Source organism: Paeniglutamicibacter sp. NPDC091659 (assembly GCF_044756805.1).
In the GTDB taxonomy this organism is placed as follows: Bacteria; Actinomycetota; Actinomycetes; order Actinomycetales; family Micrococcaceae; genus Paeniglutamicibacter.
The window spans coordinates 75,454-100,986 of sequence record NZ_JBIVTO010000011.1 but is presented as its reverse complement, the minus strand read 5'-3'; the positions used below and the strand labels follow the sequence as shown (position 1 = coordinate 100,986).

Annotated in this window: 21 protein-coding genes; 4 read left to right on the top strand and 17 right to left on the bottom strand. The window is 63.2% G+C overall.

The genetic code is table 11. The features are described 5' to 3' along the window. Window positions 1-106: 106 nt before the first annotated feature. A complete protein-coding gene (locus ACIQLF_RS17930) occupies window positions 107-1,270 on the bottom strand; it encodes an acyl-CoA dehydrogenase family protein (RefSeq protein ID WP_400301404.1) in 1,164 nt (387 codons plus the stop codon). A 239-nt stretch (window positions 1,271-1,509) separates the two neighbouring features. On the opposite strand from ACIQLF_RS17930, the gene ACIQLF_RS17925 reads away from it, so the two are divergent. Then, a complete protein-coding gene (locus tag ACIQLF_RS17925; protein ID WP_400301401.1) occupies window positions 1,510-2,124 on the top strand; it encodes a TetR/AcrR family transcriptional regulator in 615 nt (204 codons plus the stop codon). Between the two features lie 37 nt (window positions 2,125-2,161). Continuing rightward, window positions 2,162-2,626, top strand: coding sequence for a GNAT family N-acetyltransferase (locus ACIQLF_RS17920; protein ID WP_400301581.1), 465 nt, complete (start codon window positions 2,162-2,164; stop codon window positions 2,624-2,626). Between the two features lie 118 nt (window positions 2,627-2,744). Here ACIQLF_RS17920 and ACIQLF_RS17915 read toward each other — a convergent pair whose 3' ends face one another. From ACIQLF_RS17915 to ACIQLF_RS17865, 11 genes are all read right to left on the bottom strand, one after another. Then, window positions 2,745-4,445, bottom strand: a complete 1,701-nt coding sequence (locus tag ACIQLF_RS17915; RefSeq protein WP_400301399.1) for an ABC transporter ATP-binding protein — start codon at window positions 4,443-4,445, stop codon at window positions 2,745-2,747. Then, window positions 4,442-5,521, bottom strand: a complete 1,080-nt coding sequence (locus tag ACIQLF_RS17910; protein WP_400301397.1) for an ABC transporter permease — start codon at window positions 5,519-5,521, stop codon at window positions 4,442-4,444. The genes ACIQLF_RS17915 and ACIQLF_RS17910 overlap by 4 nt, the downstream gene beginning before the upstream one ends. Continuing rightward, window positions 5,518-7,035, bottom strand: a complete 1,518-nt coding sequence (locus tag ACIQLF_RS17905; protein WP_400301395.1) for an ABC transporter permease — start codon at window positions 7,033-7,035, stop codon at window positions 5,518-5,520. The genes ACIQLF_RS17910 and ACIQLF_RS17905 overlap by 4 nt, the downstream gene beginning before the upstream one ends. Window positions 7,036-7,152: 117 nt before the next feature. Beyond that, window positions 7,153-8,961, bottom strand: coding sequence for an ABC transporter family substrate-binding protein (locus ACIQLF_RS17900; protein WP_400301392.1), 1,809 nt, complete (start codon window positions 8,959-8,961; stop codon window positions 7,153-7,155). 476 nt (window positions 8,962-9,437) lie between these two features. Next, a complete protein-coding gene (locus tag ACIQLF_RS17895) occupies window positions 9,438-11,135 on the bottom strand; it encodes a dipeptide ABC transporter ATP-binding protein (RefSeq protein WP_400301389.1) in 1,698 nt (565 codons plus the stop codon). Window positions 11,136-11,139: 4 nt separating this feature from the next. Continuing rightward, complete coding sequence (locus ACIQLF_RS17890) at window positions 11,140-12,153, bottom strand: ABC transporter permease (protein WP_400301386.1); 1,014 nt, start codon at window positions 12,151-12,153, stop codon at window positions 11,140-11,142. Then, window positions 12,146-13,072: an ABC transporter permease gene (locus tag ACIQLF_RS17885; protein WP_400301384.1), complete on the bottom strand. Its 927-nt coding sequence runs from the start codon at window positions 13,070-13,072 to the stop codon at window positions 12,146-12,148. Before ACIQLF_RS17885 ends, ACIQLF_RS17890 begins: the two co-directional genes overlap by 8 nt. A gap of 168 nt (window positions 13,073-13,240) precedes the next feature. Continuing rightward, window positions 13,241-14,911, bottom strand: coding sequence for an ABC transporter substrate-binding protein (locus ACIQLF_RS17880; protein WP_400301381.1), 1,671 nt, complete (start codon window positions 14,909-14,911; stop codon window positions 13,241-13,243). Window positions 14,912-15,320: 409 nt separating this feature from the next. Beyond that, a complete protein-coding gene (locus ACIQLF_RS17875) occupies window positions 15,321-16,706 on the bottom strand; it encodes a dihydrolipoamide acetyltransferase family protein (RefSeq protein WP_400301379.1) in 1,386 nt (461 codons plus the stop codon). Continuing rightward, on the bottom strand, window positions 16,703-17,710 hold the full coding sequence (locus ACIQLF_RS17870) for an alpha-ketoacid dehydrogenase subunit beta (protein WP_400301377.1): 1,008 nt from the start codon (window positions 17,708-17,710) through the stop codon (window positions 16,703-16,705). The genes ACIQLF_RS17875 and ACIQLF_RS17870 overlap by 4 nt, the downstream gene beginning before the upstream one ends. Further along, window positions 17,707-18,837 carry a thiamine pyrophosphate-dependent dehydrogenase E1 component subunit alpha gene (locus ACIQLF_RS17865; protein WP_400301374.1) on the bottom strand — a complete coding sequence of 377 codons (1,131 nt, stop codon included), beginning with the start codon at window positions 18,835-18,837 and terminating at the stop codon, window positions 17,707-17,709. Before ACIQLF_RS17865 ends, ACIQLF_RS17870 begins: the two co-directional genes overlap by 4 nt. Window positions 18,838-19,021: 184 nt before the next feature. Between ACIQLF_RS17865 and ACIQLF_RS17860 the strand changes: the two genes are divergently transcribed. Then, window positions 19,022-19,525, top strand: a complete 504-nt coding sequence (locus ACIQLF_RS17860) for an Lrp/AsnC family transcriptional regulator (RefSeq protein WP_400301371.1) — start codon at window positions 19,022-19,024, stop codon at window positions 19,523-19,525. A gap of 375 nt (window positions 19,526-19,900) precedes the next feature. Next, a complete protein-coding gene (locus ACIQLF_RS17855) occupies window positions 19,901-20,134 on the top strand; it encodes a hypothetical protein (protein WP_400301368.1) in 234 nt (77 codons plus the stop codon). Between the two features lie 305 nt (window positions 20,135-20,439). On the opposite strand, the gene ACIQLF_RS17850 is transcribed toward ACIQLF_RS17855, so the two are convergent. The 5 genes from ACIQLF_RS17850 to ACIQLF_RS17830 are packed head-to-tail and all read right to left on the bottom strand — an operon-like array spanning window position 20,440 to window position 25,531. After that, on the bottom strand, window positions 20,440-22,050 hold the full coding sequence (locus ACIQLF_RS17850; RefSeq protein ID WP_400301365.1) for a phytoene desaturase family protein: 1,611 nt from the start codon (window positions 22,048-22,050) through the stop codon (window positions 20,440-20,442). A 49-nt stretch (window positions 22,051-22,099) separates the two neighbouring features. Next, the gene (locus ACIQLF_RS17845) at window positions 22,100-22,870 is read right to left on the bottom strand and encodes an ABC transporter ATP-binding protein (RefSeq protein ID WP_400301362.1); all 771 of its coding nucleotides are present in this window, start codon (window positions 22,868-22,870) and stop codon (window positions 22,100-22,102) included. Further along, entirely contained in the window at window positions 22,867-23,643 is a 777-nt protein-coding gene (locus ACIQLF_RS17840; RefSeq protein WP_400301360.1) for an ABC transporter ATP-binding protein, read from the bottom strand. Before ACIQLF_RS17840 ends, ACIQLF_RS17845 begins: the two co-directional genes overlap by 4 nt. Beyond that, complete coding sequence (locus ACIQLF_RS17835) at window positions 23,640-24,518, bottom strand: ABC transporter permease (RefSeq protein ID WP_400301358.1); 879 nt, start codon at window positions 24,516-24,518, stop codon at window positions 23,640-23,642. The genes ACIQLF_RS17840 and ACIQLF_RS17835 overlap by 4 nt, the downstream gene beginning before the upstream one ends. Beyond that, on the bottom strand, window positions 24,515-25,531 hold the full coding sequence (locus ACIQLF_RS17830; protein WP_400301355.1) for an ABC transporter permease: 1,017 nt from the start codon (window positions 25,529-25,531) through the stop codon (window positions 24,515-24,517). The genes ACIQLF_RS17835 and ACIQLF_RS17830 overlap by 4 nt, the downstream gene beginning before the upstream one ends. Between the last annotated feature and the right edge of the window lie 2 nt (window positions 25,532-25,533).

Below are 25,533 nucleotides of genomic sequence, written 5' to 3'. Positions count from 1 at the left end.
TTCCCCGGCCTCCAACGGCGAACGGGACCCCGGAGCGTCGAGGCATCCACGGAAAAGCCCGTATGCGTATCCTACAAACCCGGTCGCAGAGCGCAAGTGGTGATTCTCAAAGCCCCAGCGAGCGGGCAATCAGCATCAATTGCACCTGGGTGGTGCCCTCGCCGATTTCCAGGATCTTGGAATCCCGGTAGTGCCGGGCAACCAGGGACTCGTTGATGAAGCCGTAGCCGCCGAAGATCTGGGTGGCGTCCCGGGCGTTGTCCATGGCCGCCTCGCCGGCGACCATCTTGGCGATGGCCGCCTCGGTCTTGAAATCCTTGCCGGCCAGCATCCGCGCCGCGGCCGCATAGTAGGCAAGCCGCGAGGTGTGCACGCGTGCCGCCATCCTCGCGATCATGAAGGAAATGCCCTGGTTGGACCCGATGGTGGCCCCGAACGCAGTGCGGGTCTTGGCGTAGGCGACGGCCTCGTCGAGACAGCCCTGAGCGGCCCCGGTGCCCAGGGCCGCGATGGCGATGCGCCCCTCGTCGAGGATCGACAGGAAGTTTGCGTAGCCGCGGCCGCGTTCACCGAGCATGTTTTCCTCCGGCACGCGTACGTCCTTCAGGCTCAGCGGGTGCGTGTCCGAGGCATTCCAGCCGACCTTGTTGTAGGCAGGTTCGACGGTGAAACCCGGGGTCGGCCGGGGCACCAGGATCGTGGAAATTTCCTTTGACTGCGTTCCGTCCGGCCGGGCCGCGGTGCCGGTGACCGCAGTGACGGTCACCAACGTGGTGATGTCGGTGCCGGAGTTGGTGATGAATTCCTTGCTCCCGTTGATCGTCCAGTGCCCCTGGTCCAGGACGGCCTTGGTCTGGGTGCCGCCGGCATCGGAGCCCGCCTCAGGTTCGGTGAGCCCAAAGCCAGCGAGCTCCGTCCCGGCGCACAGGGCAGGCAGCCAGCGTTCCTTCTGGGCCGCTGTACCAAAGCGGTACACGGGCATGGCGCCCAGGCTGACTCCGGCCTCCAGCGTGATGGCCACGGACTGGTCGACCCGCCCCAATTCCTCAATGGCCAGGGCGAGGGCGAAGTAGTCCCCTCCCATGCCCCCGTACTCCTCGCTGAAGGGTAGTCCGAACAGCCCAAGCTGCCCCATCTGCGCAATCACGTCGTAGGGGAAGGAATGCGCGGCGTCGTGTTTTGCCGAAACCGGCGCGACGACTTCGTTGGCGAATTCGCGCACCGTGTCCACGAGCTGCTGGTATTCCTCGTCGAGCTCCAGATCGATCACGTTCTGCACCTTCCTTTGGCGCGTCGGCCTCCGAAACGACTGGGTCAATCGATTCTTCGACGCTGGCTTGTAAAGCTCTTGGGCTTTGCCAAATGACCACGTATTGTTAGTGATCATTAACTGAATCCGAGGCTAGTGTTGCACCGCACACTTGTCCAGCATTCACAGCGAATTGATTCGGCGACCCCGGCCCGGCCAGCATTCGGCCTCCAGGGGCACAAAGGAGCATCGAACACCCCATGAATGCCACGTCAATCACGCCGGCCTCGACCGACAGGGACAGGGCCAAGGCACAACGACGCCGGGACCTCCTGGTCGAAGCCACCCGGCTGTTCGCCATCCGCGGGTACGCGGGAGTTTCGCTCGAGGACCTGGGGGCGGCCTGCGGCATCAGCGGCCCGGCCGTGTACCGGCACTTTTCCGGAAAATCCGCGGTGCTGATCGCGCTGTTGGTGGGTGTCAGCCAGGATCTCCTCAAGGGCGGCAAGGAGGTCAGGGCGGAGGGAGGAACGCCCTCGGAAATCCTGGGCAGGCTCATTTCCTTCCACACCGATTTTGCGCTCGCCCGCCCGGACATGATTCAGGTCCAGGACCGCAACCTGGAAGCCCTCCCCGAAGCCGAGCTTCATCTGGTGCGCAAATTGCAGCGTGACTATATTGCCCTGTGGACCGAGCAACTGCACCTGATCCACCCGGAAGAATCGGCAACAGTCATCCGCTTCCGGGCACACGCGGCATTCGGCCTGCTCAATTCGACGGCGCACTCGGCCCACTCGCCCCGCACATCCAAGAAGGGCCTGCGTAAACTACTGAACCAGATGGCGACCGCAGCCCTGTCCACCCCGGTAGGCTAGGGACAAGTCGATCAACACATATAGAGAGGCAGTGACCGTGCAGCTACGGCCCATACAGCCAGAAGACCTTGACCAGTTCTTCGAACACCAGCAGGATCCCGAAGCCAACCTCATGGCTGCCTTCACGGCACGCAACCCGGCCGACCGTGGCGTATTCGACCACCACTGGAACCTGATCCTGAACGACCCCTCGGTCATCGTGCGCACCATTGAGCATGAGGGCGAGGTTGCGGGTTCGATTCTGCTCTTTAAGAACGAAGATGTTCCGGAGATCAGTTTCTGGACCGCCCGCCGCTTCTGGGGCAAGGGAATCACCACCTCGGCAGTCGACGCCTTCCTGGCCGAATACACCGAACGCCCGCTGCGTGCCCGGGTCCCGCAAGACAACATCGGATCCATCAAGGTCCTGGAACGACGTGGTTTCAAGGTCATCGATGAGGACTCCGATTTCTCCAACGCCCGCGCAGCGGTCGTCAAGGAATTCATCATGGAGCTGGTCTAGCCGCTCCCCCGCATTCTTGTCCTCGGGCATGAGCAATGGCCGGATATCCCCGAAGGGATATCCGGCCATTGCTCTATTCTCTTGCCGCCCTACAAGGGCCGGGCCGATCCGACAGGGATCAGTTCCCGTTTTCGATGTCCATGAGCAGGCGGCGGGCCTCGCGGCGGATTGCCTGCTCCCCCGGCTCGGGGACCGGCGCAGCCGCGAGCAGCTTGCGCGTGTAGTCTTCCCGGGGCGCGTGCAGGACGTCGCTGACGCGACCCTGCTCGACGGCCTTGCCGGACTTCATGACAACCACCGAATGCGCCAGCAGGTCCACGACGGCAAGGTCGTGGCTGACAAACAAGCAGGCGAACTCGTAGCGTTCCTGCAGCTCCTGGATCATGTCCAGCACCGCGGCCTGCACCGAAACGTCCAACGCACTGGTCGGCTCGTCGGCGATCAGCAGCTCGGGATCCAGGGTGAGGGCGCGTGCGATGCACACGCGCTGGCGCTGGCCGCCGGAGAGCTCGTGCGGGTAGCGGTTGATGACCGAGGCCGGCAGGTGCACCGCCTCAAGCAACTCCGTGGCGCGCTTGATGCGCTCGGCGCGGTTTCCGACCTTGTGCACCACCATGGGTTCGGTGATGCAGTCGCCGATGGGGAACCGCGGGTTCAGCGAGGCGGCCGGATCCTGGAAGATCACGCCCATCTTGGCGCGCACCGCGCGTGCGGCCTTGGGACGCAGCTTGGTCAGGTCGCTGCCCTGCACGGCCAGCTTGCCCGAGGCCACCGGAAGCAGGCCAAGCACGGCCTTGGCGACCGTGGACTTGCCGGAACCCGATTCGCCGACGATGCCCAGGATTTCCCCGCGGGCGATCTCGAACGAGACATCGTCAACTGCGCGGAACTTGCTTCCGCGCATGTCGTATTCCAGCACCAGGTTCTTGGCCTCAAGCACGAGCTTGCGCTTCGGGTCCACGACGTCGGCGGGTTCGGGAACAAAGCCGCCGTCCACGTCCACCGCGGCCAGGCGCGGAACCGAGGAAAGGAGCTTCTGCGTGTACGGGTGCTGCGGGGCGTTGAGCACCTGTTCCACCGTGCCGGTTTCGACCAGCGAACCGCGGAACATCACTGCCACACGGTCGGCCAGGTCAGCCACCACGCCCATGTTGTGGGTGATCAGCAGGATGCCGGTGTTCAGCTTGTCCTTGAGCTCGCGCAGCAGGTCCAAGATCTCGGCCTGCACCGTCACGTCGAGCGCGGTGGTCGGCTCGTCGGCGATGATGACCTTGGGGTCACAGGAGATCGCCATGGCGATCACGATGCGCTGGCGCTGGCCGCCGGAGAACTGGTGCGGGTACTGCTTGATGCGCTTGGCCGGTTCCGGGATGCCCACCATCTCCAGCAGTTCGATGGCGCGGGCCGTGGCCTCCTTGCCGTAGGCAAGGCCGTGCAGCTCGAGCGACTCGGTGAGCTGGCGTTCAACCGTCAGCACCGGGTTCAATGCCGTCATGGGTTCCTGGAAGACCATGGCGATCTCGGTGGCGCGCATCTTGCGCATCTTGGCCTCAGGCAGGCCGACGACGTTGACGCCGCCGACCAGCGCCTTGCCGGTGACGTTCGCGTTCGCGGGCAGCAGCCCCATGGCGGCGGTGGAAGTCACGGACTTGCCGGAACCCGATTCTCCGACCAACGCCACGACCTCGCCGGGGAACACCTCAAGGGAGAGTCCCTTGACCGCGTGGACCTCGGAAAATTCCGTATCGAAAACGACATTGAGATTCTCGAAGCTCAGTGCCGTGCCGGTTGTGCCTTTCACCGGTGCTTGGATGCTCATGCGAGTTCCTTCTTCTTGCGGCGCTTTGCCTTGCTGGTCTGGCGGGGGTCGAACGCATCGCGCAATCCGTCGCCCAGGAAGTTCACGCTCAGGGCGATGGCGACGATGATCATGCCCGGCCACCAGAACAGCCACGGGCGGGAGGTGAACGCGTTCTGGTACTCGCTGATGAGCAGGCCCAAGGAGGTTTCCGGCGCTTGTACGCCGAATCCCAGGTAGCTCAGCGAGGTTTCCAGCAGGATGGCGCCAGCGATGGCAAAGGTCGCGTTCACGACGATCACGCCCACGGTGTTGGGCAGCAGGTGCTTGAAGATCACCCGGCTGGTGGTCGAGCCCATGGCCTGTGCCGCCGCGACGTATTCGCGTTCGCGCAGGCTCAGGATTTCGCCGCGTACCAGGCGGGCCAGACCGGTCCAGGTCAATATGCCAAGAACGAAGGCCAGCGCGAAAATGGAACCGGACTTGTTGCCCACCATCTGGGCGAGCACGGCGGCCAGTACCAGCAACGGGATCACGATGAACAGGTCGGTGATGCGCATCAGCACCTCATCGACCCAGCCGCGGAAGTAGCCTGCCAGGGCCCCGACGATCGCGCCGATGACGGTCGCGACGGCGCCCACGACAACCGCGATGATGATGGACTTCTGGGTTCCGCGCATGACGAGGGCAAAATAGTCCTTGCCGGTGCTGTCCTGCCCGAACGGGTGTGCGCCGAACGCGATGCCGCTGCCGCCCAGCCAGGTGGGTAGCAGGCTCAGGGTCGGCACTCCGCCGTTGACGATGGTGCCGGACTTCACGTAGCTCTGGTTCCACCAACCGGGGATGCCGGCGAACCCGATGGAGGTGAAGGCGACCACGGTGATGAAGACCAGGATGATCGCTGAGATGATCGCCGGCTTGTGGTGCACGAAGCGGCGGCGGATCAGTTGGCCCTGGCTCTTGGACTGGGTGGCATTGCGTGCCAGCTCCGCGTCCTCGACCTCGACCAGGGAAACGAGCTGCTGCTCGTTGGGCTCCATTTCGGAAATCATGTTCGATGAACCTCGTAGCTCTTCGTTGTTCTGGTGCTCGCTCATACCCGGATCCTCGGGTCAAGAAGCGCATAGAAGATGTCCGCAAGCATGTTGAAGAGAACAGCTGCGGTGCCGGTGACCAGGAAGAAGGCCATGACCGGCGCCGGGTCCACGTGTTGGAGACCGGTGCGGAACATTTCGCCCATGCCCTTCCAGCCGAAGACGGACTCGGTGATGACCGCACCGCCAATCAGGCCGGCGAAGTCGAAGGCCGCAATGGTGGCAATCGGGATCAGCGCGTTGCGGAAGGCGTGACGGAAGATCACGGTTCGTTCGCTAAGCCCCTTGGAGCGGGCCGTGCGGATGTAGTCCTGCTGGCCGACTTCAAGCATCGAGGTTCGGGTGTAACGGGAGTAGCTGGCCAGCGAGATCACTGCAAGCAGGATCGTCGGGAGTATCAGCTGGGCACCGCGGTCAAGGAAGACTTCCCAAAAGCTGCCTACGAAGTCCGGGGTCTGCGAACCGATGGTACCCACCGGGCGCGGCTTGAGCTGAAGGAATCCGGGCCAGGCGCGGAAGATGTGGTCGATGACCGTCAGGCCGGCAACGGCAAGGCCGGTGAAGGCACTGACCCACATGGCGACCTTCCGAACACGGCCGCCCATGTAGTAGCCAATGGCGCCGGGGATGGCCATCGACAGGACACCGCCAATGATCAGCACGGGGGTGCTGGGAGCCTGGAGGATGGAGAAAGTTGCGTAGTAAAGGATGATGCCCAGGCCCACGGTGATCAATGCCGGGTAGAGCACCGCCTTGTTGCGCACGCCCACGGTCATGGCAGTGCCACTGAGGGCAACGGCCAGGGAGAGGACGACGATGCCGACCAAGCCCAGCTGCGGGTAGCGGAAGAAGTTGAGCCACAGCAGGTACGGGATTGCCACGCCGACGAAGACCGCCGAGACCGCGAAGGTGGCGACGCGGCGCTTGACGCTGCCGCCCAGGAACACCTGCATGAGGAAACCGAAGAGCACCGCCGCGACAATCGTTTGAAGCGGCGTGAACGCGGGTTCCTTGATCCAGTTGTTGTAGCCGATAGCCATGTATTCCTTGAGCATCACTGCGGCCCAGAAGACCGGCAGGGAGAAGAACAAGAACGTCAGGAAGGTGACACCGTAGTCCAGACCCGAGTACTGGCGAACGGCCGTGAGCACGCCGATGGCAATGCCAAAGATGGCTGCCAGCACCGTGGCCAGGATGACCAGACGCAGCGTGGAGGATGCTGCGGCGCCGAGCAATCCGGAAACCTCAACACCCTGGACATTCGTACCGAGGTCGCATTGCAGGGCAAAGCACTTGCCAACGCCCGTGAGCCAATCCCAGTACCTCAGGTACCAGGGCTGGTCCAGATTCATGTACGCGGAGCGTTGAGCAATGAGATAGTCCCGGTTTTCGGCGGAGCTCTCACGGAGATCACCGAGCGGATCCCCGGAGTTGATCACCAATACGTAGAGAAGGAAGGAGGCGGCGAGCAAAATGCCCAACGAGGCCCCGAGCCTTTTGATGATAAATTTCAGCACTGCAACTACTTACCTTTCCGTCTTGATCCGCCCTCGTAAGTGGTGTTAACAAGGGCGTGTGGGGCCCGGCGAAAACGCCAAGCCCCACACTAAGACGCTGGTATTGCCGGTTGGCAATTACTCAGCGCGGACCCACTGCTCCGCGTTCCAGACGATCTGCGACTGGGTGGCGGTGTGGCGCACGTTCTTGATGTCAGCCGTGGAGGCGGACAGACCCGGGTGAGCGAACACCGGGATGCCGAAGAGGTTGTCCCACAGCAGCTTCTCGATGTTCTTGGTTTCGGCCAGGTGGACGGCCGGATCCATGGAGGTTGCAAGACGGGTCCATGCCGCGTCAACTTCCTTGTTGGAGAACTTGGTGTAGTTCTGTGGCTTGCCGGTGCCGTAGATGTTCTGGCCGGAAGTGATCTGGCCGGAACCTGCCCAAGCGAACAGTGCCACGTCGTAGTCGCCACGCTCCTGGGTGCCGCCCGGTGCGAAGAACTTCGGATCGCCTGCGTCGACGACTTCGAAGCCTGCCGCATCACAGGATGACTTGATCATGGCGACCTGGTTGGCACGTCGCGGGTTCGGAGCGGAGTAACCGATGCGAACCTTGGTGCCGACTGCGTTCTTCTCTTCGAGGATCTTCTTGGCACCCTCGACGTCAACCGCGTCGAAGCGGCCATCGTAGGACGCTCCGACAATGTCCTTGTAGGTGTCCTGGAACGGGAAGACTTCGCGGGCGTTGAGGATCTGCGCTTCCGGGTTCAACGGCTTGATCAGGTTGTCAACGATTTCCTGGCGAGGAACGCACATGGCGAATGCTTCGCGCAGCTCCAGGCTGTCCTTGAAGGCTGCCTTTTCACCGAAGTTGAAGTCCAGGTGTTCCCAGGTCATGGTGTCACCCTGCTGGATGTTTACCTTTTCGCCGAGCTTCTTCAGCTGCGCCAGGGTGTCAATGGTCGGCTGCGGGGCGATGGCGTTCAGTTCGCCGTTGTCCAATGCCTGAACCATTGCATCATCCGCGAGGAAGCGGAAGGTCAGGGTCTTGGTGGCAGCCGGGGTGCCGTAGTAGGCCTCGTTGGCTTCAAGGGTTACCGATTCGCCGGCATTCCAGCTCTTGAGCTTGTATGGGCCCGAGGACGGGATCAGATCGGCTGCGGGAAGCGCGCCCGGCTTGGTAGTCCAACCGGTGTTCCAGAATTCGGCAGCCTTGGTGATCTTGGCTGCGTCGCCCGAACGGATGCCCTCAACCAGATCGGCCGTGGACAGGCCGCCCTGCTTGGCAACAATGTGCGCCGGAGTGGTCATCCAAGTCTGGATCTGCCAGTCCGGATCCGGGTTTTTGAAGGTGACAGTGAATTCCTTGGAATCAGCTGCGCCCTCGGGACCCTTGGGTACAGTGTCACCCAGGTCTGCTGAGACCGAGTCGAAGAGCGGAGCCTTCTTGGCGTTCTTCAGGTTTGCATTCTGGGTGCCCCATGCCAGCACGGCGTCGGCCGTGGTGATCGGGGTGCCATCGGACCACTTTGCGTTTTCGGCAATGGTGTACTTGATGGTCAGCGGATCGTCGCTGACCTTTTCGTAGGAACCAAGATCCTTGTTCTGGTAAATCTTGCCATCGGTGCCGAAGTACGAGAATCCTGCCAGGACCCGCTCGGTAATGGCCGAGTTGTAAGTGCTGTAGGTCTGTGGTGTCAGCGAGTTGTAGCCGATGAAATCGGGCGCACCCACGGTGACCTTGATGGCGCCTTCTTTGGTCGTGACATCGCCAAGAGCGGCAAGGCCACTGTTTGCCGGTTCCACGGTGTTGGTACCGCCGCCACTTGCCGACGGTGCTGCCGAACCGGATGGCTCAGCCGGGCCGCCTGGCGCACAAGCGGTGAGTGCCAGTGCAAGCGCAGCACCTACTGCGACAGCCTTCGAAATACGCTGAACACGCATTTCTCCTCCTTATAAGCTTGATCTTCGTGTTGCCGAGCTCTCGCTCGGGCGCGGTCCACGCGGCGTGCGCTACCCCACATCAAAAAACCATAGCGGTGATCAGTCCCGTTGGATATAAAAATGTCGCTTCACATTTATCGAGACCAGGCTCACCCAAAGCGCCCGGTCAGGCCGCAGAACTTGCAAACCAGGACGTGACGAGCGCTACAGCCGCTAGAACTCAAGGGTTTACTTCACATTGAACTTTGCCAATAACTACTGTCGGGTAGGAAAACTCAAGGTGTCGCAAAACATAACGGTTTGGCAACAGTGGGAAAAGTTACGTCAAAGCAGTGACAGCGATTGCTTGACGACTGCTCAAGGGCACCTGAATGGTCCAACCACCAACGGCGAATGGGCGGACCATTCAGGTCCGCCCATTCGCAGTTTACTGGTTTGCCAGCCAAGCCCGTCCGGTGAAACCGAACGCGGCGAGGCTAAAGCAGGAGCGTGGCACCGGGGATGGCGCCGAGCAGGTTACGCGTGTATTCACTTTGCGGGTTGTTGAAGACCTCGTCAGACGTGGCCTTTTCGACGATGCGCCCGTTTTTCATCACGCAAACGTTGTCGGCGATCTCTCGCACCACCGCCAGGTCGTGGGTGATGAACAGGTACGTCAGTCCAAGCTCTTCCTGCAGGTTGTTGAGCAAGTTCAGGATCTGCGCCTGCACCAGCACATCCAGCGCGGAGACGGCCTCGTCGCAGATGATCATTTCCGGCTGCAATGCCAAGGCCCGTGCAATGGCAATGCGCTGGCGCTGGCCGCCCGAGAGCTCGTTGGGGAACCGGTGCATCGTTGAAGCAGGCATCGACACCTGGGCAAGCAGTTCCTTGACTCGGCTCTGACGCGACTTGCTGTCACCGATCCCGTGGATGCGCAGCGGCTCCTCAATGGTGCGGTAGATGCTGTACATCGGGTCCAGGGAACCGTAGGGATCTTGGAAGATCGGCTGCACCCGGCGCCTGAACTTGAACAGCTCAGATTCCGGCTGGTCGGTCATCAACTGGCCGTCGAACGTGATGGAACCCGACGTGGGCTTCAGCAGGTTCAACACCATCTGTGCCACCGTCGACTTGCCGGAACCCGACTCCCCCACGATTGCCGTGGTGGTGCCGCGCTTGACCTCGAGGGAAACGTTGTCGACAGCAGTGAACTCGTCACTGCGACCCATGCCCTTGCGGATCTTGAAGACCTTCGTCAGGTCCTTGATTTCCAGCACGTCATCGGTCTTCAGCGAGTGCTCGTGCTTGGCCACCGCATTCACTTGCTCGGCGACTTCAATCGGCTGGGATTGCAGGCGCTTGGATGCCAGCGACGGAGCCGATGCAACAAGGCGCTGCGTGTAGGGGTGCTGCGGATTGCGCAGGATTTCCAGCGCGGGCCCCGATTCGACCACCTGCCCCTTGTACATGACGACGACTTTTTCCGCGCGTTCCGCGGCCAAGCCGAGGTCGTGGGTGATCAGCAGGACCGCCGTGCCCAGCTCGCTGGTCATGGTGTCCAGGTGGTCCAGGATCTGCTGCTGGACGGTCACGTCCAAGGCGCTGGTGGGTTCGTCGGCGATCAGCAGGCGCGGCCGGCAGGCCAGGCCGATGGCAATCAGCGCGCGCTGGCGCATGCCGCCGGAGAACTCGTGCGGGTACTGGTTGGCGCGTGATGCCGCATTTGGCAGGCCCGCTTCCGACAACACCTGCGCGACGCGTTCCTTCGAGTTGCCGCCGCCCAGCCCGTTGGCTTTCAACGTCTCTTCCACCTGGAAACCGATTTTCCACACCGGGTTCAAGTTGGACATCGGATCCTGCGGAACCATGCCGATGGAGCTGCCACGCAGCTCGATGATGCGCTTGTCGCTTGCGTGGGTAATGTCTTCGCCGTCAAAGATGATCTGGCCGCCGGACACCCGGCCGTTGCCGGACAGGAGTCCGATGGCGGCAAGTGCCGTGGTGGACTTTCCGGAACCCGACTCCCCCACGATGGCAACCGTTTCTCCGGGCATGACCGTCAGGTGAGCGTTGCGCACCGCCTCGATCGGCCCTTCCGGGGTTGAGAAGGTGATGGCCAGGTTCTTGATTTCGAGAAGCGGCCGGTCCTCGGCTGTTGCGTTCACGGATGAATCCTTCAATAGTTCAGTCATGGCGCTATCCCTTGCGTGCCCTTGGATCCAGCGCATCGCGCACCGCGTCACCAAGCATGATGAAGCTCAGGACGGTTATGGAAAGTGCAAGCGCCGGCCACATGAGGATCGATGGATTGTTGCGAAGGGAATTCTTGGCATCCGAGATGTCTCGTCCCCAGCTCATGGTGCCTTGCGGAAGCCCCACGCCCAGGAAGGACAGCGTGGACTCGGCCACGATGTAGGTGCCCAGGGAAATCGTGGCCACCACGATGATCGGCGCCAGGGAATTGGGCAGCACGTGCTTTACCAGCGTCTTGAACTTTGAGAGCCCGAGCGACCGTGAGGCCATGACATAGTCAGCATTCTTTGCCTCGATGACGGCACCGCGGGTGATGCGGGCCAACTGCGGCCATCCGAATACGGTCAACGTAATGATGACCGTCCACATGCTCTTGTTTTCGCGGAATGCGGGAAGCTGCATGATGACGATGGCGCCCAGGATCAGAGGCAGCGCGAAGAAGATGTCTCCGAGGCGGGCCAGGACGGCGTCAAGCCAACCTCCGTAGTAACCTGCCAGCGCGCCGAACGTGCCACCGATGGCGACCACCGCAATCGTGGTCAGGAGGCCAACAAGCACCGAGGCCCGCGCGCCGACGATGATGCGCGCGTAGACATCACAACCCAGGAACGTGAAGCCCAGGGGATGTCCGGGGGCGGGACCCTTGCGCGCATTGGCCAGGTCGCAGGCCTGCGGATTGGTTTGGGTGAACAGCCCCGGGAACAACGCGACCGTGATGACGAGGACGATCAGCAGGGCTGAAATGATGAACAGTGGCTGGGTCCGCAGGGACCGCCAGGCCTGCATCCACATGCTCAGGGGTTCGGCCGTCTCGTCGACCTTGTCGACGGACTGCAGCGGGGTTTCCTCAAGCGGGGCAACAAAATGCTCGATCTTGCGCGTGGACACTTTACCGGCGCGCACACGCTTGGCGGTGTCGGTCGGTTCAATCAATTCGGGAAGTGGATTCTCAGACATACCGGATCCTTGGGTCGAGCCACGCGTACAGTAAATCGACGACGAGGTTTGCTAGAACGAAAACGAGCACCAGGACACTGACTACGGCCACGATCGTGGGCGTTTCGCCCTTGCTGATGGCCGAGTAGAGCAGGTTTCCGATGCCCGGGACATTGAAAATGCCCTCGGTGACGATTGCGCCACCCATGAGCGTTCCGAGGTCGGCACCCAGGAAGGTCACCACCGGAATGAGCGAATTTCGAAGAATATGTACAACGATGACCCGGCGACGGCTGAGGCCCTTGGCGGTTGCCGTGCGTACATAGTCGGCGTTCTTGTTTTCAATGACGGAGGTGCGCGTCAGGCGCAGGACGTAGGCCAGGGAGACAAGGCCCAAAACCAGTGCAGGGAGGATCAGGTCACTCCAGGGGGCGCCGGGACCCACCGTTGGTTTCGCCCAATCGAGCTTAACGCCAACGATGAATTGCAGGACGAAGCCCAGGACAAATGTCGGCACTGCGATGACGATCAAGGATGCAACAAGCACCGTCGAGTCAAAGAGCTTTCCCTTTTTGAGGCCGGCAATGACGCCGAGGATGATTCCGAAAACGGCTTCGAAGGCGAGCGCCATGATGGCCAGCCTTGCGGTTACCGGGAACGCGCGGGCGATCACGTCGGACACCGCTTGGCCGGAGAATGTCTGGCCCAGGTCGAACGTCACCAGGTTTTTCAGGTACAGCAGGTATTGGACCCAGAAGGGCTGGTCCAGGTTGTATTGGGCCCTGAGAGTTGCCTCAACGGCCGGGTTCATCGGTTTGCCGCCCGACAGGGCTGAAATGGGATCGCCAGGTGCGGCGAAGACAAGGAAATAGACAAGCAGGGTTGCACCGAGGAAAACCGGTATCAATTGCAAAAATCTCTTGAGCGTAAAGGTAATCACTGGGCTACCACCGCGGGGTTAGTGGATGGAAACGAATCTTGCACGGGAGTGCTCCTTGTAAGGAAACATGATTGGGGGCCGCGATCTTGATGGATTAATCATTGGCGTGAGTAAGGGGGAACCCTTTAGGGCCCCCCTTACTCACTATCCATGTCAGCGGTGGGGCTGCTACTTACCAGTGATTGCGAAGTACAGCGGCACGCCATTCCAGCCGAACTTGACGTCGGCTACCTTGGTGCTCCAACCACCCTGAACGCCCTGGTACCAGAGCGGTACGACAGGAAGGTCCTTGAGCAGGATTTCCTGGGACTTGTTGAAGATCTTGTTGCCTTCTTCAACGGTGGTGGCTGACAGGCCCTCGGCGAGCAGCTTGTCGAACTCCGGGTTCGAGTAGTCTCCGTCGTTCGATCCCGCGCCGGTGGCGTACAGCGGGCCGAGGAAGTTGTACAGCGACGGGTAGTCGGCCTGCCAGCCGGCGCGCGATGCGCCGGTGAGCTTCTTCTCGCCAACCAGGGTGCGCATTTCCTTGAACGTCGGAATCGGGTTCAGCTCGGCCTTGATCCCCAGGGTGTTGGAAATCTGGTTGGCCATGGCCTCGATGTATTCCTTGTTGCCCGCACCATCGATGTTCGAGGTGACGGTGAAGGCCTTGCCTGCCGGCCACGGGGAGATCTTCTCAGCGTCGGCCCACAGCTGCTTGGCCTTCTCGGCGTTGAAGGTCAGCACGTCGCTTCCCGGGATCGCATCCGAGAATCCGTCAATCACCGGGGAAGTGAATTCCTTGGCGACCTGCTTGCCACCGAAGAAGATGTTGTCGATGATCTGCTGGCGGTCGATGGACATCGAGATTGCCGCGCGGCGCATCTGGCCGGCCTCACCCTTGAATTCCGGCAGGTAGCTCGGAATCACCATGGTGGCGTTGCCGGCGTAGGCCTGGTTGACCCAGCGGTCGCCCAGGTCGGCCTTGTAGTTCTGCAGCTGGCTCGGCGGGATCTGGTCGAGCACGTCGAGGTTGTCGCCCAGCAGGTCCTGGTAGGCGGCATCGAAGGTGCTGTAGATCTTGAAGGTCACACCGGCGTTGACGGGCTTGCGCGGGCCGCTGTAGTCAGCGTTGGGAACCAACTCGATCTGGACGTTGTGCTGCCATCCGCCGTCGGCCAGCTTGTAGGGGCCGTTGCCGGCAGGGTTCTCGCCGAAGCCCTTGGGGTCCTTGAATGCTGCCTCGGGCAGCGGGTAGAAGGCGGTGTAGCCCAGACGCAGCGGGAAGTCGGATTCGGAGCGAGCAAGCTCGACGGTGAAGGTGGTGTCGTCGACAACCTTCAGGCCTTCCATGGTTTCCGCGGTGGCGCCCTCGGCGCTGACCTTGTCATAGCCCTTGATGGACTCGAAGAAGTAGGAGTTCAGCTGGGCGTTCTTGGCGGCCGCACCGAAGTTCCAGGCATCGACGAAGGACTTCGCGGTCACGGCTTCGCCGTTGCTGAACTTCTGGCCGGACTTGATCTTGATCGTGTATGTCTTGGCGTCCTTTGTTTCAATGGACTCGGCCAGTTCGTTCACCGGCGCACCTGTGGCGTCGTAGCTCACCAGACCGGTGAAGAGCAGGTCCATGACGCGACCGCCACCAACCTCGTTGGTGTTGGCTGGAAGCAGGCCGTTCTGCGGTTCGGTTGAGTTCGCAGTGATTACCGCCGTGGGGTTTCCCCCGGTGCCATCTGAGGCGCCCGCGCTGTTGCTGCTGTTGCTGGCACCGGTGCTGCCACCACCACCGCCACATGCCGAAAGTGTTAGTGCAAGAGCTGCCGAAAGCACGAGTGCCTTCGAAGTGCGGGTGTAACGCATACTGTCTCCTCAACGAGTCTGTTGTATGGGTTCGAGCGTCGCGATTTTGCCAACAGTCAAACCCCGGTGATCCTAATCACCACCCAGTGAGACTACTCACAGAAGTGTGAAACATTCAATGAATTCTCCGCTTTGCAGACAATCTTAATAAACCTGCAACATATGCTTCGCGTGATGTCCGCAAAAAATTTGAGAAATCTGCGCATGAGTCCAAACACAGAGGTCAGCTAAGCCACGGTGCTTTTCGCCCGGTTTTCGAGGCGTGCCGCAGCCAACCCGATTCAGTCCGTATGCCCTTGTCACCTGCAATATCCATCCATTCCCGAGTCCATGGCAGGCACATCAAGGGCTGCTTCCGGCAGTCGTGATCCGGAAGCAGCCCAATCGTCGCCCCTTGGCCCCCTCTGACTCAGGCCAGTCCAAAAAGCATGCCCGGGTCGTTGAGCAGCGTGCCCAGATCGACCAGGAACTTGGCCCCCTGTTCGCCGTCGACGACCCTGTGGTCGAAGGACAGCGACAACGTCATGACCAGGCGCAGGGCCACCTCGTCGTGGAATTCCCACGGCATCTTCCGCACCTGTCCCAGTGCGAGGATTCCGGTCTGCCCCGGCGGAAGGATCGGTGTCCCGGCGTCGATCCCGAAGACCCCGATATTGCTGATGCTGAAGGTCCCGCCGGATAGCTGTGCCGGGGTGAGGGTGCCTTCCCGCGCCGCACGGGTGAGCTCCGAGATCTCCCGGGCCATGGCCGCAAGATCGAGGTCTTGGGCCTCGTGCACCACCGGAACCATCAGTCCGCGGTCGGTGGCCGCGGCGATGCCGAGGTTGACGTAGTGGTATTCGACGATCTCGCCGCTTTGCGGATCCCAGCGGGAATTCATCCCCTGGTGCCGGGCCAGGATCGTGCTGACCGCCTTGGCCACGAGCGTGGTGATCGTGAGCTTTACCCCCGCAAGGTGCGGCGCCCGGCGCAAGCGATCCAGCAGCTCCATGGTTTCGGTGACATCCACGCTGAGGAACTCGGAGACGTGCGGGGCGCTGAACGCGCTGGCCACCACGGCATTCGCCGTCGCCTTGCGCACCCCGTGCACCTGCACCCTGCGCTCGCGGGCATCCCCCGGCGCCTGGGCAGCAACGGGTACGCCAGTCGGCACACCGGCCGGCTGACCGACCTCCACCGCGTGCGCCTGTGTTTCCGCAGGGACCTCCGCGGCGGGCGACTTGGCGTGCAGCACATCCTCCCGGGTGATCAGTCCGCCGGCTCCGCTGGGGTGCAAGGCGCGCAGGTCCACGTGCAGGTCGCGGGCCAGCTTGCGCACCGGGGGCCTGGCGCGCAGGTACCCGATCCCCTGTTCCGCCGGCGGCTCGACGGGTTCATCGACTTCGGCGAGCGCCTGCGTTGCGGCAGGGGGAACTGCTTCCGGTTGCCTTGCCTCGGGTTCCGGAGCACTGGCGCGCCCGCGGCGTGCCGGGCGGCCGGAGGATTCCACCGCGGCCCCGTAACCGACCAGTGTCGGCTGCCGGTCGATTGGTGTGCCGGCGGGGGCCGGCACCTCGAAGGAGATGATCGGCTTGCCGACGTTGACCACGGCGCCGACGGGTTCAAAGACCTTGGTGACGACGCCACTGAAGGGCGAGGGCAGTTCCACCACGGCCTTGGCGGTCTCCACCTCGGCGATGATCTGGTTCAGTTCCACGGTGTCGCCCACGGCGACCCGCCAGGAAAGGATCTCCGATTCGGTGAGCCCCTCCCCCAGGTCCGGCAGGTTGAAAAGTTTCTCCATGGTGGCGCTCATCCGTCCTCTCCCAGCTGTGTTCCGGTTCGGCGCATGGCGTGATCGACCCCGTCGAGGATCCGGTCCAGGTCCGGCAAATGGTGGTTCTCCAGCTTGGCGGGCGGGTAGGGGATGTCGAATCCCGTCACCCGCACCGGGGCGTGGTCGAGGTGGTCGAAGCAGCGCTCGGTCAGGCTTGCCGCAAGCTCGGCGCCGACGCCCGCGAACTTGCCGGCCTCGTGCGTGATGACGACCCTGCCGGTCTTGCGCACCGAGGCGGTGAGCGTGTCGAAGTCCACCGGCTCGATGCTGCGCAGGTCGATGACCTCGATGTCGACCCCGTCGTCCTCGGCGGCGGTTGCCGCATCCAGCGCCGTTTTCACCAGCGGGCCGTAGGCAATGAGCGTCAGGTCGTTGCCCGGGCGCACGACCCGGGCCTTGTAGAGCGAGCCCGCCGCCGGGGCCGTGTCCAGGTCCACCTCCCCGCGCTGGTGGTAGCGGCGCTTGGGCTCGAGGAAGATCACCGGGTCGTCGTCGGCTATGGCCTGTTGCAGCATCCAGTAGGCGTCCTCCGGGTTGGACGGGGACACCACGCGCAGGCCGGCCGTGTGGGCGAAATAGGCTTCGGGCGATTCGGAGTGGTGCTCCGGGGAGCCGATGCCCCCGCCGAAGGGGATCCTGATGGTCACCGGCAGCTTCACGTGGCCTCTGGAGCGGAAGTGCATCTTGGCCAGCTGCGAGACGATCTGGTCGAAGGCCGGGTAGACGAATCCGTCGAATTGGATCTCCACCACGGGTCGGTAGCCGCGGAAGGCCAGACCGATCGCGGTGCCCACGATGCCGGACTCGGCCAGCGGGGTGTCGATGACCCGGTGGGCGCCGAAGTCCTTCTGCAGCCCGTCGGTGATGCGGAAGACGCCGCCGAGCTTGCCGATGTCCTCCCCCATCAGCACGACCTTTTCGTCGCGTTCCATGGCCGCGCGCAGCCCGGAGTTCAGGGCCTGGGTAAAGGTGAGTGTTTTCATCGGGAGACCTCCGAGTCCGCCGCAAAGCTGTCCAGGTAGCGCCGGCACTCCTCGCGCTGCCCGTCAAGCCAGGAATGAGAGTGGCTGTAGACGTGGGCGAAGAGGTCATCGACCGAGGGGTCGGGCATGGTGGTGATGGCCTCGCGCAGGCCCGCGGCCAAGGCATCGGCCGCGGAGGCGGCCCGCCGTTTCAGGGCTTCCAGGTCGGCGCCGAGCGAATCCAGGTGGGCGGCGATGCGGTCCAGCGGGTCCTTGGCGGCCCATTCCTCGAGCTCAAGCGCGTCGCGGTAGCGGGTGGGGTCGTCGGCGGTGGTGTGCGCGCCCATGCGGTAGGTGACGGCCTCGATGAAGGCCGGGCCGGTGCCGCTGCGCACGTGCGCCAGCGCGGCGCGGGTGGCGGCCAGGACCGCGAGCACGTCGTTGCCGTCGACCCGCCAGGTGGCCAGGCCGAAGCCCCGGGCGCGGTCGGCGATGTATCCGGTGGTCTGCCGGGTGACGGGTTCGGAGATGGCCCAGTGGTTGTTTTGGCAGAAGAAGAGCACCGGCGCCTGGTAGCTGGCGGCGAAGACCATGGCCTCGCTGACGTCGCCTTGGCTGGTGGCGCCGTCGCCGAAGTAGGTGATCACGGCCGAGGCCGAGCCATCGAGCTTCAGGCCCATGCCGTAGCCCGCGGCGTGCAGGGTCTGGGCGCCGATGACGATCTGCTGGTTGGCCATGTTGACCTCGTAGGGGTTCCACCCGCTCGGGGCGACCCCGCGCCACATGCGCAGCAGGTCCTGCGGGGCGACGCCGCGGCAGTAGGCGACCCCGTGCTCGCGGTAGGAGGGGAAGATGAAGTCGTTGCGGTCCAGCGCCCGGCCGGAGCCGATCTGCGCGGCTTCCTGGCCCAGCAGCGGGGCCCAGAGCCCCAGCTCGCCCTGGCGTTGCAGCGCAGTGCCTTCCTGGTCGAGGCGCCGGATGCAGGCCATGTCCACATAGAGGTCCTGAAGGACCCCGGCGTCGACGTCCTGGACCCAGTCGTCGAGTTCGGGACAGGGGGTCCGGGCCCCGTCGGGGCCGATGATTTGGAGGTAGCGCTCTGGCCCGTCGGGGGCCTGCGCGTCAAACGTATTGGACACGGTCGGCATCCTTCTGCGTTGCGGGAGGCCCGGAAAAACGCCTCCTGTGGGATGCGCGCCTCCGGGGCGGCGGCCTCGTCGCCGCCACGTACCTGTGATGCTACTCACAGAAGTCAGTGCGCACAATCCATTGACGCCAAACGGGGCATCCTGCCCTATCCGGAATGTCTCCGCGGTGCTAATCTTTCGCATTATGCAGCAACTAGACGCCACCGACATGCGCATCCTCTCCGCGCTGTGCCGCCAGCCCAAGGCCAGCGCCGTGGCCCTGGCCGCCGAGCTGGGGCTCGGCCGCAACACCGTGCAGACCCGCATGGTACGCCTCGAGACCTCCGGCGCCCTGCTGCCCTTCGAACAGCGCATCAACCCCGCGGCGCTGGGTTTCCCGCTGGTCAGCTTCGTCCACATCCACATCCAGCAACGCCTGCTGCAGGCCATCGTGGAACAGCTGGCCCGGATCCCGGAGATCGTCGAGGCCCACGGGGTGACCGGGTCCGCAGACATCCTGGCCCGCGTGGTGGCCAGCGGCGCCGAGGAGCTTTTCCGGGTCAACGGCCAGATCCTCGCCATCGACGGGGTCGAGCGGGCCGACACCTCGCTGTCCATGGCCGAGCTCATCCCCCACCGCACCACTTCGCTGATGGACCACTACCTGGCCGAGCGCGCCGCCAGGCACGACCCCGAAGCGGCGGACTGAGCGGCGCCAACCAGTTCAAAAACCGGCAAGCAGAAAGCCGTGGCGTGAGGTGCCGATGTGCCCCGGCGGGGTCGGTCTGCCCGACCATCGGCCAATAGGGCGTGACTCCCAATCGGGGCTCCACGATTGTTGCGCTCCAGATCAGCACGGCATGCAGGACGATTGCGGGTCGGCAGGTCAGCGCGAGCTTGTCGTAGCGGGTGGCCATCGACCTCCATTGCTTGAGGGCATTGAAGCTGCATTCGACCACGGTGCGCCGCTTGCAGGCGTCCTTGTCGCAGGTTAACGGCCGACCGCCGGCCAACGGCGTGGTCCGGGGCTGAACAAGCAGGTTCTTGCAATTCGACAGTTCCCCCTGCGTGGCAAGGGAGGTTGGTGCCATACTGGAGCGCACTGTTGACCGTGGAATCCACCGGCTTCCTCCCGGTCGATCAGTCCTTCGGCGCCGGAACGGGAGAACAGGGCACCCAAGACGGCGGCCAACTCCAGTTCTACTTGCTCTGGTCGATGGCAAGCTCCACACCACCGCCCATGCACCCGCCGTGGGATCCTGATCTGCGGCACCGCAACAAACACACCGCGCGGTACGCCCTGAACTATTCCAACTAGCCCGTGGCCGTGTCCACCTATTCCTACTCCTACGAGATGCTGCCTCCCGCGGAGCAACAGGCTTTCCCTTGCGCAGATGAAATCGCCGCCGCACAGGACTGGGCGGAACCGGAAAAACAGTAACCGACAACCACGGGGCCCCAACCAGGATGTTTGAGGCCCCGCCCGAGCGCAGTACAAATACGTTTGGTCAAGCCGCAGACTTCGGAGAATCGAGGGCATTGCCATCGCTGGCGAGCTGCACTAGCGATGAAGTTTCCCGCTCATTGATGCGAGGGCGGTGCGCCTGACGGACCAGCAATCGACTAGTCGGAAAATCCTCCGTCCGGGGTGTCCGCCTCTAGCACGGCCATGGCCGCGTTGTGCCCGCCAATGCCGCTCACTGCGCCGCCACGCCGGGCTCCGGCCCCACATACCAAGATACGTTCGTGGCGGGTGCTGACACCCCAGCGTTCGGCGGGGCTGGCAAGAGCCTCATCGTCCTCGACAAACGGCCAGCTGAGCGGGCCGTGGAAGATGTTTCCGCCAGTCATGTTCAGTGCATGCTCCAGATCCAGCGTCGTCTTGGTCTCAATGCACGGTCGACCGTTCGCGTCCCTCATCAACACGTCCTCGATCGGTTCGCCCAACACCGAGTTCAGTGAGTCCAGGACTGCCTGCTGCAGCGCATCGCGCCGCTCGTCGTTGTTTTCGGCAGTCACGAAACGATCCGGCGCATGCAGCCCGAACACCGTGAGGGTCTGTGCTCCGCTTGCAGCCAGCTCCGGGCCCAGGATGCTCGGATCAGTAAGCGAGTGGCAGTAGATTTCGCACGGCAGCATGGCCGGCACGGCTCCGGTCGCGGCTTCGTCGTAAGCTTCCTGCAGCTGGCTGTACGTCTCGTTGATATGGAAGGTGCCTCCGAACGCCGCTTCGGGGGCAATGTCGGGGTCCCGCAGCTTCGGCAACCGGCTCAGCAACAGGTTCACCTTTACCTGGGCCCCTTCCGGACGTTTGATCGGAGCACCGTGACCGCCAAGTAGCTTCTCGAGCAACGCCGGCGTGACGTTGGACAGCACATGGCGACCCGTCACAGTGACGGCTTCACCATTCCGTTCAAACGAGACGGACCCGTCGGGATCGATCCCGGTGACTTCCGCACCGGTGAGGATCTTGGCACCGGCCACTGAAGCCGCACGGGCCAGCTCGTTTGTCACATGACCCATGCCGCCCACGGGCACGTCCCAGTCTCCGGTGCCTCCGCCGATGACGTGGTAGACGAAACACTTGTTCTGTTGCAGCGATGAATCGCTTGCGGTGGCGAACGTTCCGATGAAGGCGTCCGTCGCCGCGACACCGCGCACCAAGTCGTTCGACAGCCGAGATTCGATGAGTTCGCCGATCGGTTTTTCGAAAAGCGCGTCCCAGAGTTCGTCATCGCCGACAAGAGCCTTCGCCTGGCTGCGGGTTACCAAGGGATCCGTCACAGTGGGCCAGAGCGCCTCGGCCACCCGCGTGGTGTCGGCGTAGAATGCGGAAAAGACCTCGGCATCCGCTCCCGCGCCCACTCGAGCAAACGAGGCCTCCGTCGCCGCGGCATCGTGGCGGTCGATCAGCAGTCCTGCACCGTCGTCGGCACCCGGAACCGGTGTGTACGACGAGTAACGTCGGCGGGCAAGGGAAATGTCCAGTCCAAGGTCATCGATGATCTTCTGCGGCAGCAGGCTGACCAGGTAGGAATAACGCGAGAGCCGGGCATCGATCCCGTCGAAGGCGACAGCGCTGACGGCGGCCCCTCCCGTCGATTCCAGGCGCTCGAGCACGATCACCTTCTTCCCGGCGTTTGCCAGGTATGCCGCCGCTGTGAGGCCGTTGTGGCCTCCGCCGACGACAACGGAATCGTAGTGTGCCTCGATAGGGGCATTGAGTTCGTTCACGGTATTCCTCTACTCTCTGGTGGGCGTTGCAAGTGTGCGAGCTTGACGGCTAGTACGCCGCCGCAAGCCGCGGGATCGAAGAGATCAACTTCTTCGTGTAAGCGTGCTGTGGATCGTGCAGCACCGACTCCGTGCTCCCATGCTCGACGATCCGCCCCTGGGAGATGACCGCTGCCTCATCGCACAACCTGTCGACGATTGACAGGTTGTGCGTAATAAGGAGGAACGAAAGCGAGTGTTCGGCTTGGAGCCGTTCAAAAAGGTCCAGCACCTTGGCCTGCACCGTGACATCCAGTGCACTAGTCGGTTCGTCGAGCACCAGCAGCCTGGGCCGGGTCGCCAGTGCCCGCGCAATTGCGACGCGCTGGCGTTGCCCGCCGGAAAGCTCGTGCGGATGGCGCGCCATGAGCTCCGGGCCCAACCCCACGTCGACCAGCAGGTCGGCGACAAGATCGTCGTGTTGCTCACGTCCAACCACGCCCAAAGCTTCCCTGAGGCATGACCGAATCGTCATCCGGGGGTCGAGCACTTCGGTGCCGTCTTGAAAGACCGGCTGCAGGGTGGAACGGTAGGTCTTGCGCTCGGCCCGCGACATGCGTGCGACGTCCTTGCCCGCGACTCTGATGCTGCCCGATTTGATCGGGAGCAGTCCGAGCACTGCACGGGCGATCGTCGATTTGCCCGAGCCGCTTTCCCCGATGAGGGCCATTCCGGACGGACCATCTGGAATGGAGAACTTCACCCGGTCAACGATGACCGTTCGTCCGTAGGCCAGCGTCACATCGGACACATGAAGCAGCGGGATTTGGCTCTCGCTCATAAGACACTCCTATCGAGGTGGGGAACGGCATCGATCAGGGCCCGTGCGTAGTCGGTCGTTGGGGATCCGATCACCTCGTGCACGGTTCCCGATTCGACGACTTCCCCGTCCTTCATGACAATGACGTGGTCGGCGAATCCCGAGACCAGTGCGATGTCGTGGCTGACGATTAGCATTCCCAGTCCACGGTCACGGCGCAGCGACTCCAGCAGGGTGACGATGTCCGCCTGCACCGTGACATCCAGGGCACTGGTGGGTTCGTCGGCGACGATGAGTTCCACGCCCAGGGACAGGGCCAGGGCGATAGCAAAACGTTGCGCCTGCCCGCCGGAGATTTGGTGTGGGTAGCGGCGCAGGACACTTTCGTTCAATGCGACGGCCGCAAGCGCCTCGACGACCTGCTCGCGGGCCTGGGCCTTGGTGCGGCCGTGCTTGCGCAGCACGGCCTCGGCAAACTTACCGATCCGCATGGTGGGGTTGAGCGCGGAAATCGGGCTCTGGGAAACCAGTGCGACCTTCCGCCCCAGCAAGCCGCTGATCCTCGCGGGGTCGTCGAGGACATCGACCACGTCGAACATGTTGACGGACCCGGTGACGTGGGCCCCCGGCTGGAGGCCCAGCAACGCAAGCAATGCAGAGGTCTTGCCGGAACCGGACTCCCCGACAATGGCGACGCATTCACCTGCTTCCACGGTGATCTCCGGTATGAAGGACACTCGGCGTTCGCCATAAGTGACCGAAAGATCGCGCACGCTCAGCAGCACCGCGCTCATTTTCCGGCCCGCCTAGGGTCGAGCGAGACACGCAGGCCTTCGCCAAGCACGTTGAAACAGAACGCGGTGACGAGGATCGCCAGTGCGGGGAAAGTGACAACCCACCAGTTGGTAGTGATCAGCGACTGCCCCTGTTGGACCATGAGTCCCCATTCCGCAGTGGGTTCCGAGACGCCCAGCCCCAGGTAGGAGAGGGTTGCGATTACCAGGATGATGCCCCCGGCATCGAGGGAAGCTTGGACCATCACCGGGGTGAGCGAATTCGGAAGCACGTGCCGCAATACGATCTTCGGGCCAGGGACACCGAGTGTCTTGGCCGAGTCGATATAGCCGCGCCGGCCGATCGAGGCTGCCGTCGAGGCTGCCAGGCGGGCATACCAAGGCCACCAAGTGACCGCAACGCAGATGATGAGCGTGGGGATGCCCCGGGGCAGCACCAGCGCGAGTGCCAGCGAAAGCAGCATGGCCGGGAACGCCAAGAAGATATCCGTGATCCGCATGATCGTGTCGCGTACGATACCGCCGACGTACCCGGCGACGACCCCGGCCATGGTCCCGACGAGGACCGCCGAGACCAACACCGCGGCGACGACCACCAGCGAGGTGCGTGCGCCAAAGACGACCCTGGTCAAGATGTCCCGGCCCACGCCATCGGTTCCGAACCAGTGCCGGGCATTTGGCGCTTGGAGCGCCTCGAGCGGATGGGTCGCCCCGGTTGCATCGGCCGGGAACGGAGTCACCCATGGGGCGAACAACGCGGCAATGAAGATGAGTCCCAGCACGGTGACGGCGATCCGCGAGAGAAGGTCGCCGGGAACAACCCGGATCAGGCGGGCCACGGCGGGAACCCGCTTTTCATGTAGTGAGACTGTCATTTCACACGCACCCGGGGATCGATGAAAGCCTGGGCGATGTCCACGACCAGGTTGATATTGACGTAGATGATCGCGATCACCAGGGTCACCCCGGCGATCGCGGGGGTATCGAGGGCCTGGATCGCGCTCGTGGTGTAGCGTCCGACGCCCGGCCAGTTGAAGATGGACTCCACGATGAACGCGTTCACGATCGAGTAGGCAAAGGTCAGCGCGACCAGGGTCAACACGGGCGAGAGCACCGGCCGCATGGCAAAACGACCGACCACCTCCCGCGACGAGAAGCCGAGCGCCCGAACCGTGCGGATGTGGTCCTGCCCCAGTTCATCGGTAAGCCCCGCCCGGGTCAGCTGTGCGATAGCACCGATCGGGTAGGCAGCAACAACCAGCCCCGGCAGCACCAGATGCTGCAACGTGCTCACAAACACCGGCCAGTTGCCAGTGAGCGCCGCGTCGACAATGGTGATGTTCGTCCAGATGTGCAACGGCGAAGTCGAATCCAGCGAGACTGTGTACTCGCCCGCGATGGGGAACCAGCCCAAGCGACTGGCAAACAGCGTCTGGAGCAGGAGTCCCAGCCAAAATGCCGGGAACGAGACGGCAAGCACCGTCGTGATGCGCATGGCCAGGTCGCCGGCCTTGCCCTGGTGCCGGGCAGCGAACCGGCCCAGCGCCAGGCCGACGGGAACGGCGATGAGCATGGCGAAGAGCACCAGTTCGATCGATGCGGGAACGAAACGCGCCAGGTCGTCGATCACCGGTTGGCGGGTGTGGATGCTCAAGCCCAGATCGCCACTGAACAAATCCGACAGGTAGCGCTGCAGCTGGGTCAACATCGACCCGTCGAGTCCGAGTTTCTCCCTCGCCGCGGCGAGCTGTTCCGGGGTCGCCCTCGGTCCTGCGTAGGAGACTGCCGGGTCGCCCGGTACCAGCCTCACGATCACGAATGTCAACAGCACCACACCCGCGACGACGAACACCGATTGCCCTATCCTGTTGAGGATGAAACGAAGCATCG

Excerpts from the sequence above, each read along its gene's own strand:
- ACIQLF_RS17925 (WP_400301401.1), top strand. The coding sequence starts at position 1,510 with ATGAATGCCACGTCAATCACGCCGGCCTCGACCGACAGGGACAGGGCC.
- ACIQLF_RS17915 (WP_400301399.1), bottom strand. The coding sequence starts at position 4,445 with ATGAGCATCCAAGCACCGGTGAAAGGCACAACCGGCACGGCACTGAGC.
- ACIQLF_RS17910 (WP_400301397.1), bottom strand. The coding sequence starts at position 5,521 with ATGAGCGAGCACCAGAACAACGAAGAGCTACGAGGTTCATCGAACATG.
- ACIQLF_RS17900 (WP_400301392.1), bottom strand. The coding sequence starts at position 8,961 with ATGCGTGTTCAGCGTATTTCGAAGGCTGTCGCAGTAGGTGCTGCGCTT.
- ACIQLF_RS17895 (WP_400301389.1), bottom strand. The coding sequence starts at position 11,135 with ATGACTGAACTATTGAAGGATTCATCCGTGAACGCAACAGCCGAGGAC.
- ACIQLF_RS17890 (WP_400301386.1), bottom strand. The coding sequence starts at position 12,153 with ATGTCTGAGAATCCACTTCCCGAATTGATTGAACCGACCGACACCGCC.
- ACIQLF_RS17880 (WP_400301381.1), bottom strand. The coding sequence starts at position 14,911 with ATGCGTTACACCCGCACTTCGAAGGCACTCGTGCTTTCGGCAGCTCTT.
- ACIQLF_RS17875 (WP_400301379.1), bottom strand. The coding sequence starts at position 16,706 with ATGAGCGCCACCATGGAGAAACTTTTCAACCTGCCGGACCTGGGGGAG.
- ACIQLF_RS17870 (WP_400301377.1), bottom strand. The coding sequence starts at position 17,710 with ATGAAAACACTCACCTTTACCCAGGCCCTGAACTCCGGGCTGCGCGCG.
- ACIQLF_RS17865 (WP_400301374.1), bottom strand. The coding sequence starts at position 18,837 with ATGCCGACCGTGTCCAATACGTTTGACGCGCAGGCCCCCGACGGGCCA.
- ACIQLF_RS17860 (WP_400301371.1), top strand. The coding sequence starts at position 19,022 with ATGCAGCAACTAGACGCCACCGACATGCGCATCCTCTCCGCGCTGTGC.
- ACIQLF_RS17845 (WP_400301362.1), bottom strand. The coding sequence starts at position 22,870 with ATGAGCGAGAGCCAAATCCCGCTGCTTCATGTGTCCGATGTGACGCTG.
- ACIQLF_RS17840 (WP_400301360.1), bottom strand. The coding sequence starts at position 23,643 with ATGAGCGCGGTGCTGCTGAGCGTGCGCGATCTTTCGGTCACTTATGGC.
- ACIQLF_RS17835 (WP_400301358.1), bottom strand. The coding sequence starts at position 24,518 with ATGACAGTCTCACTACATGAAAAGCGGGTTCCCGCCGTGGCCCGCCTG.
- ACIQLF_RS17830 (WP_400301355.1), bottom strand. The coding sequence starts at position 25,531 with ATGCTTCGTTTCATCCTCAACAGGATAGGGCAATCGGTGTTCGTCGTC.